Origin of the sequence: Streptomyces bauhiniae, from assembly GCF_004784475.1 — a bacterium.
Taxonomy (GTDB): Bacteria; Actinomycetota; Actinomycetes; order Streptomycetales; family Streptomycetaceae; genus Streptomyces; species Streptomyces seoulensis.
Map to the genome: position 1 here is coordinate 48,776 of NZ_SRRT01000012.1, position 16,874 is coordinate 65,649.

The following is a 16,874-nucleotide window of genomic DNA, read 5'->3' on the forward strand; positions in this document are numbered from 1 at the left end:
CCACGTCGACCCGCGCTGCAGTCATTGCGGAGAGCCGATGCACGCCGACGAGGTCGACCTCTTGCCTGGCCCGGGTTCGGCTTGATGGCCAAAACCTGTGACACCGCCCCCAGCTCGTGACCCTCCGTGGCAGCCCGTTCATGCACGAGGAGAAGCAGGTAGACGTCGCGCTGAGCACCACGGCGACGGGAAGACTCCTGTAAATCGCTTGACGGCGTCCAATGGCGACGCGGCAGCACCAGCCGCTGGGGACCCTGCTGGGTGAGCCAGGCGTTGCGGGCGAACCTCGTCCAGTCGCGCAAGGCTTTGCGTCGGCTGGCCGGCCGGGAGGCGTGCGCATCCTCGATCGGACCCATTGCGCCAGTGCTCACATTCCGGAGGGACCCCGTCTCCTGCGTGAGTTGGGACAGTGCTCGCAGACCATGCCTTTGGTTCGGTTACTCACCGCGTCTTCGGCGGCGTGCCCCATAGGGCAAAGCCACCACACCGCGCGCCGGGTATGGGGCGTGACGTGCTCGGGTAGGAGCGCCCCGTTGAGGGTGGGATGCCACTGCGCGGCAAGATCAGGCCTGAGTGCGGCGAGTGAGGTCGACCCGGTGACGTAGCGGCCGGAGCAGAACCCGCACCCGGTTCCCTTGCCGACACGCTGGTCAACCCTGGCACGCCATGCGTGTCCCGCCGCGCACAGCCACCACACCTCTTTGCCGGACCGGGCGGTCACTTGCTTCGGAGACAGTTCGCCGTTGAGGTGCGGATGCCACTGCTCGGCGATCTGCGGGAAGAGCGCGGCGAGGGATCGGGATCCGTGTTCTCGAACTCGCAGAGCGTTGACAGCACGGTCTGCTTCGTCCCGGGCGACTAGTCGGCCACCGGCAATGTAGGTTGCGGCCGCGTCCCTCGCGGTGGCCGCAGGCAGAAAGTCCTCGTCGATCATCTTCTGCAGAACGGCTGCTGCCACCTGGAAGGGCCTCGCAGCCCTGGGCGCTCTCGTGTCATACGGGCCGATCAAAGCAAGTGGGTGCTCGCGAACCCTGATCACCTTGTATCCCGCTCGTTGCAGATGGTCGGTCTTGTCCCGGTCACGGGCGGCCTTGTCCTTGTGCCAGTGAGAACCGTCGTATTCCACCGCGACATCGCCGAGGATCATGTCCACCCGCAGGTGTTGCCAGCGAGGCATAGGCAGGCGCGCATCGCGCCTGAGCGGCTTCACATGACCACCCAGGACGTGGCGGAGCTCGGCGAAGGCCCGAACTTCCACCTCCGATACACCGATGAGCTTGCACCGGTCGCAGGAGCTTCCCGCAGATCGCTTGAAGACCATCGCTCGCCATTCGTGCCCACTGGCGCAACGCCACCACGCGTTGATGCGTGCTCCGTAAGGGATTTGGTGGGGCATCAGGTCTGCGTTACGGGTCGGGTGCCACTGCGCTGCGAGTTCGGGGTGCCGGGTCGCAAGGTCGTTTCCGTAGCCGACCTTCTGGTTGGCGCAGTAAGGGCATCCGGAGCGCCTGGCGGTACGGTTGGCTACCACCGCCTGCCACTCATGGCCGCACAAGCCGAGCCACCACACCTTCCGGTTGGACTTGGGCGCCGTCTGCTCGGGCTGCAGGCCGGTGTTCCGGGTGGGATGCCAGTCGCGAGCCACCTCGGGAAACTGCGTCACCAGGTCGTTGCCGTACCCCACTTTGCGGTTGCCGCAGTACGGGCACCCACATCCGTTCCTCCTGGTGTGAACGACCGCCTGCCACTCGTGGCCGCATGGACCGAGCCACCACACCTTGCGGCTTGAACCTGCCGCGACCGAGTCCGCAGTGAGATCACCATTGCGGCTGGGATGCCATTGTCGGGCTACCTCAGGCGCGATCACTCCGAGACTGGCCCCTCGTACTTGTCTCGTCTCGTGAGGGCCAGATGCCGACCGGTCTGCAGATGTCATGGCCGTGCAGGCTAACGCCCGGCACTGACAGTGCCGCCGTTCTCTGCTCCGACCGGCGTATGTATCGACGGTCACGTAATTCCCCGGCGAGGTGGTCACGTAATTCCCCAGGCTCTGGGACCAGGGATCGGGCTCCGCTCGCGCGGAGCCCGAGGTCAGACCTGCCAGTCGAGTTGCGGCTCGGGGACACCGACGGAGCGCCCGTAGTGCCGGGCTTCGCTGCGGCCTTCAGCCTGTCCGCGGGGGTAGCGGAAGACCTTGTCGGCAAAGATCACGAACGTCTCGTCGGCGGTGTGGAAGTCGGTGTACCAGCCTCCCGATGAGGCGAGGCAGGAAGCGAGCTGGTCCGCGAGCCGCTGGGCGGCGGACTCCTCGGCGGAGAATTCCAGGAGTGTCCAGTGCCGTGGCTGGTCATCACCGCGGTTCGTCATCTCGATCCGCGTCAGCTTGGTGATCTGCAGGGGGATCCCGGTCAGCTGGGCTCCGACCTGCAGACTCTCGGCGATCAGTACTCCCTGAAGCATCCGAACCTCCTTGATGTCGGTGTCGTGAGACTAACTTCCGTTTCCAGGGCGTTTGTTGGGTCGGTAGCTGGGGCCGTTCATGATGACCTGGTGGCTGGCGTTGATCAGCCGGTCCATCAGCGACTCGGCGACGACCGGGTTGGGGAAGAGGGGATACCAGTCGCTACACCCTGCATGGAGCGGAGTGGCTCTATTGAGTGGCACAGCGGCAGGTCGCCGCCACGTGGCCCGGGACGGCGACGTACGCCTCGGTGCGCTGGACACGCGCGTGTCCACGCTCATTGCGGTGTCGCGTCTCGCAGCGGGCGGAAAGGCACTCTGGTGCCTGACGGGTACTCAGCGGACAATCGGTGCACATTCTGTTGAGCGAGGGGGCCAGCATGGGTGTTCTGTGGCCGTTGGAGCCTGCTACGGCAGCCAAGCATCGCCTCTACCAGCGATATCTCGATGCGTGGTGGCCGATCCTGTTGCAGACGTCGCAGCGGACCGGATACAGCAGGCCCCGGGTGACACTGCTGGACGCGTTCGCGGGACCGGGGCGGTACGAGGGCGGAGAGCCGGGTTCCCCGGTGTTCATCCTGGACCGGCTGCTGAACCACACCGCCGTCGACCGGATGAACCTCACTCCTCAGCGGGTGCGTCTGGTCTTCATCGAGAAGGACCGGGCCCGGCACGAGCACCTTGTGTCCGAACTGACCGGCCGGTTCGGCGACCTGTCCAAGCTGCCGGTGCGGGTGGAGGTCCGGCGCGGGGAGGCGGGACGGGACAGCATCGCGGTGCTGACGGAGCTGGGTGCGTGGGGCCATCCCATTCTCGGGATCTTCGACAGCTGGGGCAGCGTGAACGTGCCGCTGGAGGTGACGCGCAGGATAGCCCGCAACCGTTCAAGCGAGATCATCACCACTTTCGGGCCCAACTGGTTCAGCCGCAGGGAAGAGCTCAACGCGGACGTCCTCGACACGGTCTTCGGCGGCCGCCAGCACTGGGTGCCGGCCGCGGACGAGGCCCGGCCCGATGAGCGATGGCGGGCGTGGCTGGGCACGTACCGCAGCGCGCTGCGGCGAGCCGGCTTCGCCTACCAGCTGCAGTTCCGGCTGGTACCGCGCACCGGACAGCCGCTGTATCTGGTCTTCGGTACCGGCAGCGATGCGGGGCTGAAGGCGATGAAGGAAGCGATGTGGAAGGTCGACGACCGCGACGGTGAAAGCTTCCAGGATCCCCGCACGCGCGGCGCCCAGCCCATCGGGCAACTCGACCTCTTCCAGGCGTTCGAGACGTCCGACCCGGAACTGCTGGAGCTGGTAGCACAGCGGCTCACGGCTGGTCCCGCCACAGTGGAGGCGGTCGGACAGTGGCTGCTGACCGAGACTTCCCGCTGGATGCCCACGCACGCGTTGAAGACGGTGCGGCAGATGCGCCAGGACGGCTCCATCGTGGTCCTGTCGTCGGGCAAGCTCACCACCAAGAGCCAAGTGAGCCTCCCCGCTGCTGCCTGACGCCCGGCTGTTCAGGCCGGGGTGCGGTCCCGGGCCTGGGGGTACTCCCGTACCCGTAGCTCGGCGGGGAAGCGGTCGATGTCTTTGTGGTGGGTCTTGTTCCAGCACGAGCCGAGCTGCTTGACGAACGGCACCGTCCCAGCCTTCCTGCACTGCTCGACGATGCCGCTGGCCCAGGCCAGGTCCATCGGCCGGGCGCCCGGTCCGGACTCGCCACCGACGATCGCCCAGTCGATGCCGTCCAGATCCAAACCCGCGAGCGGGCCGAGCAGGGGCTCACACGACAGAAACCGCACCGACGCCGGCACCAGGCGCAGATCGTCCACCCGCGGCAATTCCTTCGCACTCTCCACTGACACACCCATCCACAGATTGGCTGGCCACTGCAGCTGGTTGGCGACCTGTCGCAGTCGCCGCGCCCTCTTGGTCAGGACCTGATAAGTGTGCTGCGGCGTCGCCGCCATCACATCGAAGACGCGCTGCACGTAGTCCAGGGGGACGCGGGCGTGGAAGAGATCGCTCATAGAGTTCACGAACACCGTGCGCGGAGTGCGCCAGCCCAGTGGCATCTGAAGCGCCTGCGGATGCACGGTCAGCCCGAAACCCGGACCAGAGGTACGGGGATCTCCGTCGTTCTGGTATTTCGCCGACCCCATCGCCTTCAGCCGCTTGGCGAGCGTGAGCGCGTAGCAGTTGTCACATCCCTCCGACACCCGGTCGCAGCCCGTCGTCGGATTCCAGGTCGCCTCGGTCCACTCGATAGAACTACGGTCACTCATCGCTCCCCCTCCGCCCTCATGCCCGAGCCGCCTCGGCGCCCGCGGCGCGCTGCCTAACGATGCCGCACCCACCGCAGTAGCGGGACGCGCACACGGGTATGCGGCCCTTTCTGACTTCTCCCGACTCTATTAATCGAACCTCTGTTCGAACCAGATGTCGAGGGCAACTCTCGACCGAGCCGCACACAGCACGGGCGAGACAGTCTCATCCGGGCCGCATCAACCACAGCCACGACGGCGTCCGAGTCAGGGCATGCCGTCCGGACAGAGCCAGCACACCAAGGACGACGAACGAGGCGTCGCGCCAGCGGCGGCCGCCCTCCTGCCGCATCCGAAAGACCCCTCACCCAGCCACATCACGGCGAGTTCAGCACCGCTTAGGCCCGCCACCGTTTCCTACGACACACCCTCGCCGCCTGCGCGCAGGGACTGCGGGTTTCGCTTCCTGTGCCCCACCGCCTCGGCATCAACACACTGCAAACGTCGACCAGTTCGCCAGGCTGTTAGCGCACACGGTGCAGGCCCAACAAAGGCCCGGACAGAACGACGGCCAACGACCTCAGCTCCGCGCACAAGAACACAATGCCAGCGCTCCAATGACCGCTACTACCGGCGGCTCCCCCACGCTGAGCGGTCAAGGCTCGTAGCGAGCAGCCTTTGAAAAGTCCGAGGTCAGGAGCATTAAAGGCGTCACGCTGGAAAAGCTACCCGCCGGTAACGCTCGGCACGTTCGGCTCACCAAGCAGAGCAACGCGCAGGTGAGCATCGCAAATCCACTCATCCTGAAGAGGGCCGCAACAGCCGCACTATCGCGCTGCGCCCGGACACCGAGAACAACGTCATGGTCTGGGACGCCGAGCACCTGTGGTCGAACAACTGGCTCGACGCCCGCCCCGCCAAGGACAAGAAGAACGACAGCCTCGAGAGGGATGCCGAGGAGGCCCAGGAGCCGGAGGAGTGGAAGATCCGGCGGCACTACGCCGCGCTGCGAGTGGAGGTAGCGATGAAGTCGCTGCACTCGCTTCCTGTACCGCTGGTGGTCCTGACGCCTCGGGTTTCCCGGCTGAGCAATCAGATCAACAGCGCTCGCACCGCGTGGTGGGCGCCGCGTTCACCCAGCCGCCCGCTGCTCTGCGTGAACCTGGGCGGCAAGGGCAAGTACACCCACCTCGAGCACACCAGCCGTCTGGCTCTCGACGCGTGGGTGCGGCTGATGGACGAGCCTGTATTCCCCCGCGGCCTCAAGGACACCGAGTTCCTGCCCGTCAGCGCCATGGATCTGTCCGACGAACCCGGCGACTTCCGTGCGCTCATCCCCTTTTCGAAATCGTTCCCTCTCGGTAAGGGTGTAGGCCTGCACACCGTCACCGCCCTCGCCGAGCACTTGTCCGCCGTCACCGGCCAGGACCTCGTCAGCGGCACCCAGGTCGCCAAGGTCCTCTCGGTGGCCGCCCGCAAGACCGAGTACGGCCGTGACGCCACTCTGCTCGACGACACCGATCTCAAGGACATCATGGCCGCCGCGGGCTGCTCAAAGCTGCGCGTCCTGGCCCTGTACCAGCACCAGGAGATGCGCACCCGCATGCAGCGTCTGCTGGCCTACCACTTCGGTCGGCCCGATCTCGCAGACGGCATGCCCGACGACGAGATCGTTCAACTCGGCTGCCACACCGAGGTGCTGCTGCACCGGGCCCCTCAGCTGCTGTCCCACGGCGAGCACCATGACCGTCGCGGTGAGCTCACCGACGCCCTGCCCGGTCTCGCAGCCGAGGACACCGGAGTCCTGGCCCTGGTCGAGACCGAGTATGACGCCAAGGAGTGGCGCCGCCAGCGCCGCGCCGCCCGCCGCGAGGAGGAAGGCACCGTCGACCCCTACGCACTGGATGCCAAGCCGGAGGTCTCCCGGCACCTGGCCCGTCACGGCGTACTCGCCCAGTTCCTCACCCCCGAAACTAGAAAGCGGCGCTCGAAGAAGAAAGAGCGCGAGGCCGCATCCCCACTGGAGGCCCTCGGCATGGAACTTGCCGCGGACTTCCCCGGCCACCACGCCATCGGCGACATGCTGCGCTCCGCCGGCCTGGTCCACCCCCGTCTGACCCGCGCGATCTCCACCGGAAGCGGCCTCAAGGACCGCGTCGCCCACCTCGGCCTGCACATGCGCGCCCAGCTCGGCGACAAGCACGTCAACCGCACCGAGGAACCCAAGCTCATGTGGATCCTCACCGCGTTCGTGCCGGTCAGCGGGCACTGGAAGGCGCTGGCCTACCTGCCCGCCCATCGAGGCGGCAGCGGCGGCTGGTTCAACTACGCCCGCGCCCAGGCGCTGTCGCGCAGCCATCCCATCCCCGAGGGCAGCCGCGGCGACGACACCCTGCCCCGCCGCATCGACCACGCCCTGTACGAGCTGAGCCGGCACCTCGAGTGCGGCTACGTCCTCTACGTCTCAGGAGACTCCACCCGGCCCGTCTGGCCGCTGCTGGCGAACAAGAACGCCGACCTGCTCCCCGACAACGACGGTTTGGCCAACGGCAGGCCGGCGCTGCCCGGCGCCACCCTCGCTCCCGAGCACCGGCCGCAAGCGGTCATCCGCACCACCTCCAGCGCCGACCCGAGCATCCCGCTGCCCGCGCTCTTCCACGAGATCGACGAGGACGGCAACGTCAGCGACGGCGACAAGACCAGCAACGCACTGTTCCAACTCGACGGCACCGCCACCACGTTTCTCATGAGCCGCCGCCCGCACCAGATGGACGGCAAGACCCCCTCGGCCAAGTCAGGCCGCACGCAGGGGCGCTGGGCGTGCGACGACAAGGAGCAGCAGGCCGAGACCTGGTTCAACCTCACCGCGACCGAAATCGCTGTCATCCACCACCCCGACAACGCGAAAGCCCTCCCCTACGCCCTGACCGCCGCGAGGCTGTGCAACCACGCCCTGGCCTGGGAGCACCGCACCCGCCACCCCCTGCCCATCCACTCCGCCATCCAGATGGACAAAAACCACCCCGAATACCGGCGCACCATCGACTGGGACAGCGACGACGCCAGCGGATGACCCACGGAAGCGATGCATGCGCGCGGCCACCGGTGGCGGCATGCCACCGCGACAGGGCCCGTGCGGTCGGCTGCGCGGGGCTGGAAACGGGCTGGAGGCCGGAGAAAACTGCGGGTCTGCTATCGGCGGAAGCCTCGTCGGGGATCGCGGGCCGCACCGTTGTCGGAGGGCTCAAACCAGGCGTCCACACGGAGGGCTCCCGCTCCCAGGCGCTGGTTCGCCGGATTGTCGGGATCCTCAATCCCAGCAAGGGAGGCGTCGAAGAGCGTCAGAACGTCGTGGTCCTGGAAGAGGAGGTCGGCGCAGCCATCCCAGCTGTAGTCGTCCTCGTGCCGGGGCGGGGTGTGGTGTTCATCGTCCGCGGGCCGGTCCTCAAGGTAGGCGGGGGCGTCCTCGATGGCCAGATGGAGGGCCATTTCCTCGGCGGTGCAGGTGGGTTCGGGCCAGCGGCCCTTGTTCAGGGCGTCAGCGAGGTCGTCGAAGGCCCTGGCCATCCGCCGACGCCAGCGGTGATCAGCGGACCGGGTCAGCGGGGGGAGACGATCGAAGACGGCCCAGCCGGTGGAGTGAGCGTCCGGCAGGTACTGATCGCCCAGCCGCGCGGCGTCGTCGAAGGCCTGGTCTGCGAGGACAGACAGGGCCGTGGCTCAGCAGGTCAGCAGTGCGAGGGGTCAGCTGCCATCCGCAGGTCTCGCAGTCTTCCGACTTGCCGGCGCAGTCGCACTCGCGGATTGGGAACAGCGCCGCGAAGTTCGGTGTCGACGTCTTGGCAGCGGGGCGGCTGCGCTCGTAGCGCAGCCGCCATCCGTGGTGGAACCGGATCGCCACCGGGGACGGGTTCCAGTCGGCGAGTTCGTCCCCGTCCTCGGGGCTGAGGACTTCGGCGACGCTCTGGTCCTCCAGGGTCTGTGCGCCGGGGACATTCAGATCGTCGGTGAGCGTCATGACGGCGCCGACGAGGTCACGCGGATCGTCGTCTCCCAGGTCGGTTGCCTGCAAAGGCTCCCATCCGAGATCGGTGGCGGCCCGGATCAGGGCGTCCTCGTCGGTGACATGGAACTCATACAGGCGGGCGATCCGCACGACCTTCCCCGGCAGGTTTTTGAGCCGCGGGTGGCTGGACGGCTCGAACGGCACGGGCGCGGCATCCTGCGCACCGTCAGATTCGGGGTCTTCGGGTTCGACGACTTCGTAGAGCACTCCAGGGCCGGTCGGCCAGGTGCCGGTCGCGGAGTGGGTGACGGCCTGACGCAGCGAGCCAGCCGGCGCGTCGGGCATGACAGCGGTCAATGCCCGCAGTTCGTCGTCGGCGCACGTGGCCTCGCGCCTGGCCAGGACACGGCGCAGGATGTCGACGGTCTCGTGCGCGTGGTTGGGTTCCTTGCAGGTCAGGACCGCGGTCAGGGAACGGGGGCCGTGGTCGTGGTTGAGCAGGGCCATCACGCGGCTCTTGCTGGGGGTGTGCTCGCAAAGGAAGTCGACGGCCTGGGCTGTACGGGCAATGCGGTCATAGCGAAGTCTCCACATGGCATGTCCGTGCACGGCCCGAACGGCGGGCGTGCCGGGCACGGAAATGGGATACCCGCTGGTTGACGCGGTACGAGCGCATCCCCGGGCGGTGGAAAGGAAGTTGGTGGGGTCGGCTGGTGCCATCGCTGCGAACGACGGCCCGGGCCTGACTGGACAACACCGTACCCTGGCTGGCGCCGGCTCATCCGCCGATTCGGCAGACCGCTCCGTCAGACGCCCGGGCCGCTGCAGCGCGACAGGCTGGAATTCGGCTGCTGGAGGCAAACTACTGAAGCGGGGCAGAGAAGTCGGAGGAGACATCAGCCGCATCGTCGAGCAGGCACTCGCTCGGCCGTACGCCCACCAACGGCGGAACCCAGCCCGCTGAAGCCCCAAAAGCCCGGGAATCCTGTGCTTCCTCAGACCCGTCGGTGGCCTATCCGTGCCCTCCCCGAATCCGTCCGTTTCGGCAACGTCCCCATGCACTCTGGGCGAGCCCATGCCCAGGCGCGGATATCGAGGTGCCCTGAGCATGGTGGCTGCCGCACCGGCGGAGAAGCCGAGCCGCGCCAGTCCCGACAGCACTGGACTTCAATCCCGCCACAGCTTGCGGGCTCCGTTCTCCCGAAGGAGGGCGCACTCAATGCGGCGGCATGCCGGCATGGGCCTCACGGGCAACCAGCATGGCTGCGCAAGACCGCCGCCTCTGGTTGCGTTGGTGCTCGTTCTGCTGGCCAGGGAAGGCCCCAGGCCAGCAGAACGGACACTCGCCGAGGACAGGCCCTAGGCAGCCCGGCGTCGGCCTGGGCTGCGATCCCAACGCAGGGCAAAGGACCTGATGGACTCGGCCGTAAACACTGGCCCCGCACCGATACGCCCGATGGGGCGGGGGAAGTCCGGATGGCTGCCGTCCAATTGGGCCACCCTCTGCCGCGACACTTCTAGTGTCTGGGCTGCTTCCCGGTATCCCATCAACTCCTGTTCCCTCGGGTGATCGCGTTCGGCATCGGCCTGTCCCCCGGTGACCACGCGCAGGTCCGTCAGGACGGGAACCGCACCGAGCGCGGCCTCCAAAGCCCGGTTGACCGCCGCTAGTGCCGCCTGTGTCGCGGTCACCAGGTCAGGTGCCGCCAGCCTCCACATCAAGAAGAGCTGCCGACGCCCCTCCTCGAAGCGGACACCGCCGGGGATTCGCCGGTGTAGTTCCTCATACTGCTCCTCCTCCAAGGCGCCGACGGCATCAGCGGTGACCGATGCCCTCCACTCCTGTTCCATGTCCTTCTCCTTTGCCTGTGGGGTGGGATCGTGTGGCGCTTGCGGATGAGCAGGAGGGCGGGGGCCCGGCCTTCTGGCCCCCGCTTCCGCCTGGCTAGTCTCCCGGCGGGAAGGCCAGCCCCGCGCCGTTCAGCAGCTTGATCAGGTCCAGCCACTCGCCCGGAGTCTCCGGCGTGCGGTAGTACGTGATCATGGTGCCGCCCCGGGAAAACATCCACATACCGCTGCCGGTCTGCCGGCTCTTGAAACCCTGGGTGTCAAGAGCCGCGAGGAGCGCGCCCATCCGGTCCGTCATTCCGATTCCACCTCCAACCCTTTCCAAAGTCAAGAGATATCGGGCGCACCGTACCCCTAACCCTTGCCATCGGCAAGATATGCAGGTCGAGAGGCCGGGGTCCGCTGCGGCACCGGTCCCCCTGTCCACCGGGAGGGTGCCCACGCAGCATCTGAGCTCCTGGTCCCTCGGGCGGTCGCCCGCCTCGATGGAGCCCGCCGCCGAACTTGGCTGGGTGATGTCGGGATGTTCGCCTGAACGCCGCGGGGCGTTGCCGGCAGCCCTGGTCAGCAGGAAACGCGCGAGGCGGCGGGCCGACCGACGCCGAGAAGGCCCGGCAGGGAGCGGATCCGGCCGGAGGACGGAGGCTGGCGCTACGGCCTGGCTTCCGGTGGTTCAGCGGCCGGTGAGGGCGGGGTGCTCGGTTGACCCCACCGGTGCACGCATCGCTTGTACTTGCGGCCGCTGCCACACGGGCATGTGTCATTGCGCTGGGGTGGCTGGTCGCTGCCGCCGGCGTAGGAGAGGCGGTTGAGGCCGTGGATCTCTGCCGTCAGGCCGATGTCGTCCATGGTCCACTTCACGAGCGAAAGACTGCGGTGGACCACATCGGCGGCCAGGACGAGGGCGTCGGCGGCTGCGTGGGCGACGGTCGGCTGCATGACGTAGCCGGAGGCGGCTAGGCTCTTCAGAGGGCGGCGTGCGTAGTGCTCGATGGCATGGGTTTTGGGCCGGTCCGAGGCCCGCAGCACGGTGTGGGTGGTGGCGGAGCCGAAGCTGGGGTGGACTGCGTCGCACAGCCATTCGTACAGGTCGAGCACGTCGACGGTGGTGGTGTTCTTGGCGAGTTTGTTGATGTAGGTCATCACGTTGGTGCTCTGGAGCACGGGAGGCCGGCCGGCGCTTTGTCCGACGCGTGAGGCGTACTGGAGTTTTGCCAGGCGGTTGTTGAGGTCGGCGCTGAACCGGGTGAGGGAGTCGGTGGTGGGCGGGCCGACTTTCTTAAACGTGTCCCATGCCTCATGGAGGAGGGTTGTTTCGTGGATGAGGGCGGCCGCGCCCTCCAGCAGGGAGCGGGAGCATGCGGCTGCGACGAGCAGCCGCCAGCGGCCAAGGGCTTCCACGGTCTGCTCGGCCAGTTCGGCGGCACGCCACAGCTGGGTCAGCCGCCAGGCCGCCATCCTCATGTGCAGGTCGGACAGGGCGAAATGGGCAATCCAGTCCCGTGAGCCGAGCGCGGTGGTGTCCTGCACGAACAGGCTCGCCTTGCCCGACCACGTGCCGTCGGGATGGGAGACGGTGACGAACCTCCAGGTTTCCTCGGGTGCGGCCGTGTTTAGCAGGTCGGCGAGCTCGGCTGTCGCGTCATGGGCATTGTGGGCGCGCAGCGGCACATTGATGTGGACCACGGCCTGCGTGCTTTGGGCATCGTCGTCGGCCAGCGTCGTCAACAGCCGGGCTGCCGCCTGAACACGGTCGGCCCGGTCCCTGCCCAGAGCCCGAACGACTTGTTCCTCGAAGCTCACACATCCCCCACTGCACGCGCCATTGGCGGGACGTCACGCGCCCAGAGTACTGATGTACTCCCGAGGCAGTATCGCTGGTCAATGACCGGATGCCGAGCGTGGCGAACCATTCGTTTCCTGCGTCATGGCGCTGCGAGCGAGCGTCGTTGATTCGTGGCAGAACGAACGCAGTTGACGGGCCAAAGAACCGTCGGATGGCTGGCCAACCCCAGTGCGCCCGGTCCGCTCTCACCCGACGGACGCGGCGCACCTGGCGCCGGCCTCAAGTCTGGCCGTCCCAACGATGGCCGACGGGGACGGCGGCCGCACCGACTCGAGCCGCAAAGGGGCAGCAGTGTGCCGCGATGCTCGCCGACGCCGGACAAAGATGACGAGGCAAGCCCGTGGGAGTGGCCTAGATAGGCCTTCAGGGACAGGTGAGCCCTGGAGGGCATGCCGCTCCAGTGTGCGGGCTTTCCTGGATCCCAGTGCCTTCGCCCCTGCATCACTGTCCCTGGCGGCGTGCACCATCAGGAACCACCGACAGCCAGCGACACCTCCCCGCAATCCCCACGCAACGGCATGGGTCTTGTGTCTCTGACCAGCGCAAACTCCGCACTCGTAGCGGTCAGTATGAGAATGACCTGATCTTTCGTCATCCATGTCAGTACCAGGTGAGCACCACCCGTCAGTGCCAACCACCAGGTCACTGAGTCTGCACCACTGACACTCAATGACGATGCCAGCTGACACTTCACCGCAGACTGTCAGGTTGGGGCGCCAGCGACGGTGGCTGAACTTCGACGGTGCGCCAGGGTGTGCGTGAACCTGTCCCCGCCGGGGCTGGCACAGAGAGGCGGATCCTCTATGAGCCCGCCGCCCCTACGAAGCTGAGGAGCTGCCCAGCGGCAAAAGCGGACTCGCCAGTGAGCACGATGCCGATGGGTACGGCGGCGGACCTGCAGCCAGCCGATCGCCCGCGGGAGATCGTCATGGACCACATCCGAGTCCAAGGCTGCGCGGGTCCACCAACCGTCGAAGGGGCGTGCACGGTTGTGGCGCCTGCTGTCGCGCCTGCGCCTAGGGTGTCGTGCCCGGCGGTTCCAGGATTGGGTTCCAGGCGAACCAGTCCAGGTTGTCGGCGCCCAATTCCCACGGGGCTCCCAGCAGCAGTTTCTGGGTTTCCTCGAGGTCCGCGGTGACAGGAGTGGGAGCGGGGCCGATGCGGGTCATCAAATCACCCCATGCGTGCAGGAACTCCTCGTCCTCGCCACGCAGCCGGCGCATCGCCGCTTCGACGCAGGCAGGCCATTTCGGCATACCGTAATGGTCGTCGTGAGTCCCGATACGGGGAGAGCCGGCGAAGAGGAGGAAGTCGTCTGGCGGCAGACGCTTTTCGAAATGCCGGAACATGTCGATACGCTGTTTCACCTGTTTCTTGATCTCTCCAAGGAATCCCCAGCCGAAGTCCGTCAGGGTTCCCCCGCATCCCGGCCAGACATGCCTCGGTCCAGGATCAGGTCCTCCAGTGCGTAGAGACGGAACGGGTCGTCGGAGCCCAGGACGTCGAACGCCTGCCGGGTGAGCCAGCTGTTGCGGGCGAACATCGTCCCGTCGTGCAGCGTCTTGCGCCGGCTGGTCGGCCGGGAAGCGTGAGCGTCCTCGATGGGGCCGTTGCGCCACACGGACAGGACGAGCCCGTGAGCCGCCGCCCACCGCAGTCCGTCCTGCGCCTTGAAGACGCCCATCTCCTCAAGGCGCTGCCGTGCCCAGTCCAGCGCATCCTGGATGTCGTCGCCCTCAGGCTGCCTCTCCCCCATGGCTCTCCGCTCCTCCTCGGTTCGCTCTCGGTGTTCCTGTACAGCCGCGCGCCACAGCGCTGCCGAACGTCAGCCCAGGCCGGGACTCGTCGACGCCTGGATGCCATCCTCTGCGACAGCTATGCCGTCGGCCGGGTTGCTCTCCAACGGGCCGGACCGCTGGAAGGCTGCGCTGAGCGCGTGCAGTTCAGCACGGCGAGCCCGGAGGAGTTCTTCTGGTTGGCGCAGGGCGGTGTCCAGGAGCCAGACGCCACGACGGAACGGCTGGAAGCCGATGCTCTGCCACAGGGCGGCAATTTTCTTCTTCGCCTGCCGGCGGTAGACCTCGCTGACCTGTTCACGGTCTTCGGGGTACTCGCCCATGGCGGGGTACACCGCGACCGCACAACAGCCCCCGGAAAGGCGGCGGATCGCCTCGGCTGCCAGGACAGGACCCAGCCCGAACCCCCTCCAGGCCCTGTCCAGGCTGACGCGATCGAGCAGCAGCAGATCGCCGACGGGCTGGGTGACCGCCTTCTCGAACGCAGCGCTGTAACCGTCGCGTCCGGATCGGCCAAGGACCGCGGAGGCTATGACCTCGAGATCGCCGGACTCGGCGTCCGCAGCCTCCCACCGGTTGTCGCCCGTGTAGTCGCGCAGCCTCCACAGGATGAGGTGCCCCACCTCGGTACCCGGGGCGAAAGCGTGGCTTTCCCCGTCCTCTTCGTCGTCCCACTCCTCATCGCCCGTCAGCCCGTAGGTGACGGTGACGTACCAGGATTCCAGCGTGTCCTCAAAGTCGTAGGGCACCGCGGGGTGGCCGTGGCCGTAGTGGAGGTGGAGGCGGGCGGGGTCGCCCGGCAGTTCAGTGATCGGCCGTTTGGGCCCCGCTGATGTCATGGCTCAGAGACTAGAAGCAGGCGCTGACATCCCACCGGGAAATGGGAATCCAGGCGGCGGGCCCATCCCGGCTTCAGCCGCGAGGCCCAAGGCCAGCATTTTGGATTCCTCCTTCTCACGCCTTCGTCCGCCCTGCACGGTGACGGGGTACAGCGGCGGTGGCTGCTTCCCCTCGGCCCGGCCGCCCGGCCAACAGCGGTTGCCCGGAACAGCCCTTCGCGGAAGGTAAGTGCTGTTAGTGTGCCCAGAGTTGGGTGTTGGGACTGTGACTGGTGTGTCCGGGCTCGCACTCGGGGCTGCTGCAGCATGCCCTGCGCCTTTGCGTTTGCGCCTTGCCCGGCCTGCGTGGAGGCGACATGACGGCAAGCACGCCGAGTCCTCTCAGCGGCAAGGTTCCCGCAGCCGTGGCGGACCGGGTGCTCTTGCAGTTCGGCTATCGGCGCGCGGCGCGCTACCGCGGCCGGGTCGATACGTCCTCAAGCGGCCTGGTACTGACCGGGGACGGAGCGCTGGCCAAGGCCAGCCAGCTGCGGGAAGGCGGCTTCGATGCCGCACTGCTGGTCGACGAGGGGTGCTATCGCGTAGCCGCCGCCAGCGCGGAAGCGTCCTTCCCGAGCCTGGACAACGGGCCTGCGCCGCTGTTCGGGGATCCGCTGGAGCATCTGATGCTGGCGCACCTCGCGTTCGCCGACCTCGCGTTGACACCGACCGGGTACCTGCACGCCGGGGACACCGCCGCGCTGCAGGCGGCAGCGGCACGGGTGACGCGTCTGGACGATCCGCAGGTGGTGTTCACGGCGCCCATCGACGCCAGCTGGCTGCATCCGGGACCGGTGGAGTATCTCGCCGAGGTGCTGCACCAGGTTGAGGGGCCGAAGGCGGTCCTGGTCGGTGGCCGGCCGGACGCGCGCGGCGGCGCGGCGGGGCTGGCGCGGCTGCTGGAACTGGTGCCGGGCGTGGGGGTGCTGCGCACAGGCCTTGGCGCCTTCGGAGGTCTGGCGCGGGGGCGGGCTTCACCGCATTCGACGCCGACGCCAGCATGCGCCACACCGTGCCGCCGGAGCCGGCGCAAGCGGCATCGGGCGGCGGCCCGGGCAGCCCGGCCGTCCTGTTCCCGGAGCTGATGGATTTCTTCCTCGGGCTCACCCTGGCCAAGCGGTTCGACGGCGAGGCCCCGGCCTGCTCGTGCGAGGAGTGCCAGGGCGAGCCCCTGGACCGGTTCACCAGCATGGCGCAGCAGATCCCGGCCGCCGGGCACAACGCGTCCTCGCTGATGGAGTGGGCGCGGCAGCTGCCCACACTCGACACCGCCGACCGCCCGGCGTGGTGGCAGCAGCAATGCCGGCAGGCACTGGACAACTCGGCGCTGTGGAATGCCCAAATCCAGCAGCTCCCCGGGTTCACCGTCTCCCCGGACCTGTCCGCGTGGGCGGAGCTGCCCGCGCGCCGGGCAGCTGCACGGCACGCCGGCTGACCGGGCGTCAGGGCAGGCGGGCGTGGAGCTGCTCGGTGAAGTACCGGGCGACGGGGGTATGACTGCGGGGCCGGTACGGTTCGGGCGCCAGCGCCCAGGCAAGGCCCTCGGCGGTCGGCTCCAGGACGCCGATGCCCAGGTAGGCGGCGCGCATTAGCAGGTCGTCGCGCACTTGGGCGGGCGGGTCGACGAGCAGCGCGCGGCGGGCGAACGGCTTGAAGCGGCTGGCGCGGGCCAGGCTTTTTCCCAGTGGGTGCCGCGGGCGCGGACAATGACCAGGTCCACGGTCAGCGGGCGTACCGCCCGCCGGCAGACATGGTCGCCAGTGAAGGTCACGGCGCCCCGGGGCAG

General features: G+C 67.8%; 16 protein-coding genes and 2 pseudogenes. 4 read left to right on the top strand and 14 right to left on the bottom strand.

All coding sequences use genetic code 11. The features are described 5' to 3' along the window. Window positions 1-367: 367 nt before the first annotated feature. From E5083_RS29955 to E5083_RS32320, 4 genes and pseudogenes are all read right to left on the bottom strand, one after another. Complete coding sequence (locus tag E5083_RS29955; RefSeq protein WP_244317696.1) at window positions 368-1,684, bottom strand: zinc-ribbon domain-containing protein; 1,317 nt, start codon at window positions 1,682-1,684, stop codon at window positions 368-370. Between the two features lie 15 nt (window positions 1,685-1,699). Next, a pseudogene (locus tag E5083_RS32295) lies at window positions 1,700-1,936 on the bottom strand (zinc-ribbon domain-containing protein); the annotation flags it as partial. 155 nt (window positions 1,937-2,091) lie between these two features. Continuing rightward, complete coding sequence (locus tag E5083_RS29960) at window positions 2,092-2,460, bottom strand: hypothetical protein (protein WP_135788815.1); 369 nt, start codon at window positions 2,458-2,460, stop codon at window positions 2,092-2,094. Window positions 2,461-2,490: 30 nt separating this feature from the next. Further along, window positions 2,491-2,625: pseudogene (locus E5083_RS32320) on the bottom strand (ATP-binding protein); the annotation flags it as partial. A gap of 215 nt (window positions 2,626-2,840) precedes the next feature. Between E5083_RS32320 and E5083_RS29970 the strand changes: the two are divergent. Further along, window positions 2,841-3,956: a three-Cys-motif partner protein TcmP gene (locus E5083_RS29970; RefSeq protein WP_135788816.1), complete on the top strand. Its 1,116-nt coding sequence runs from the start codon at window positions 2,841-2,843 to the stop codon at window positions 3,954-3,956. 11 nt (window positions 3,957-3,967) lie between these two features. Here E5083_RS29970 and E5083_RS29975 read toward each other — a convergent pair whose 3' ends face one another. Further along, on the bottom strand, window positions 3,968-4,735 hold the full coding sequence (locus tag E5083_RS29975; RefSeq protein WP_135788817.1) for a DUF5131 family protein: 768 nt from the start codon (window positions 4,733-4,735) through the stop codon (window positions 3,968-3,970). A gap of 841 nt (window positions 4,736-5,576) precedes the next feature. On the opposite strand from E5083_RS29975, the gene E5083_RS29980 reads away from it, so the two are divergent. Further along, entirely contained in the window at window positions 5,577-7,787 is a 2,211-nt protein-coding gene (locus E5083_RS29980) for an RNaseH domain-containing protein (RefSeq protein ID WP_135788818.1), read from the top strand. Between the two features lie 119 nt (window positions 7,788-7,906). Here the strand turns inward: E5083_RS29980 and E5083_RS29985 are convergent, their stop codons facing one another. The 8 genes from E5083_RS29985 to E5083_RS30015 all read right to left on the bottom strand — a co-directional run bounded on the left by E5083_RS29985 (window position 7,907) and on the right by E5083_RS30015 (window position 15,049). Next, a complete protein-coding gene (locus E5083_RS29985) occupies window positions 7,907-8,281 on the bottom strand; it encodes a hypothetical protein (RefSeq protein WP_135788819.1) in 375 nt (124 codons plus the stop codon). Between the two features lie 19 nt (window positions 8,282-8,300). Beyond that, window positions 8,301-9,356: a hypothetical protein gene (locus E5083_RS29990; RefSeq protein WP_135788820.1), complete on the bottom strand. Its 1,056-nt coding sequence runs from the start codon at window positions 9,354-9,356 to the stop codon at window positions 8,301-8,303. A gap of 723 nt (window positions 9,357-10,079) precedes the next feature. After that, window positions 10,080-10,571, bottom strand: coding sequence for a hypothetical protein (locus E5083_RS29995; protein WP_135788821.1), 492 nt, complete (start codon window positions 10,569-10,571; stop codon window positions 10,080-10,082). Window positions 10,572-10,665: 94 nt separating this feature from the next. Further along, complete coding sequence (locus E5083_RS30000) at window positions 10,666-10,866, bottom strand: hypothetical protein (RefSeq protein WP_135788822.1); 201 nt, start codon at window positions 10,864-10,866, stop codon at window positions 10,666-10,668. Between the two features lie 353 nt (window positions 10,867-11,219). Further along, entirely contained in the window at window positions 11,220-12,371 is a 1,152-nt protein-coding gene (locus E5083_RS30005) for a YecA family protein (protein WP_135788823.1), read from the bottom strand. Between the two features lie 1,059 nt (window positions 12,372-13,430). Further along, window positions 13,431-13,781, bottom strand: coding sequence for a hypothetical protein (locus E5083_RS31920; protein ID WP_244317697.1), 351 nt, complete (start codon window positions 13,779-13,781; stop codon window positions 13,431-13,433). A 41-nt stretch (window positions 13,782-13,822) separates the two neighbouring features. Further along, complete coding sequence (locus E5083_RS31925; RefSeq protein WP_244317698.1) at window positions 13,823-14,170, bottom strand: hypothetical protein; 348 nt, start codon at window positions 14,168-14,170, stop codon at window positions 13,823-13,825. 69 nt (window positions 14,171-14,239) lie between these two features. Further along, window positions 14,240-15,049, bottom strand: a complete 810-nt coding sequence (locus tag E5083_RS30015; RefSeq protein WP_135788824.1) for a hypothetical protein — start codon at window positions 15,047-15,049, stop codon at window positions 14,240-14,242. Window positions 15,050-15,405: 356 nt separating this feature from the next. Between E5083_RS30015 and E5083_RS30020 the strand changes: the two genes are divergently transcribed. Together E5083_RS30020 and E5083_RS30025 are read left to right on the top strand one after the other, a co-directional pair. Continuing rightward, window positions 15,406-16,173, top strand: a complete 768-nt coding sequence (locus E5083_RS30020; protein WP_135788825.1) for a hypothetical protein — start codon at window positions 15,406-15,408, stop codon at window positions 16,171-16,173. Next, window positions 16,173-16,523, top strand: coding sequence for a hypothetical protein (locus E5083_RS30025; RefSeq protein WP_135788826.1), 351 nt, complete (start codon window positions 16,173-16,175; stop codon window positions 16,521-16,523). The genes E5083_RS30020 and E5083_RS30025 overlap by 1 nt, the downstream gene beginning before the upstream one ends. A 7-nt stretch (window positions 16,524-16,530) precedes the next feature. On the opposite strand, the gene E5083_RS31400 is transcribed toward E5083_RS30025, so the two are convergent. Continuing rightward, complete coding sequence (locus E5083_RS31400) at window positions 16,531-16,677, bottom strand: hypothetical protein (RefSeq protein ID WP_167513672.1); 147 nt, start codon at window positions 16,675-16,677, stop codon at window positions 16,531-16,533. Window positions 16,678-16,874: the final 197 nt, after the last annotated feature.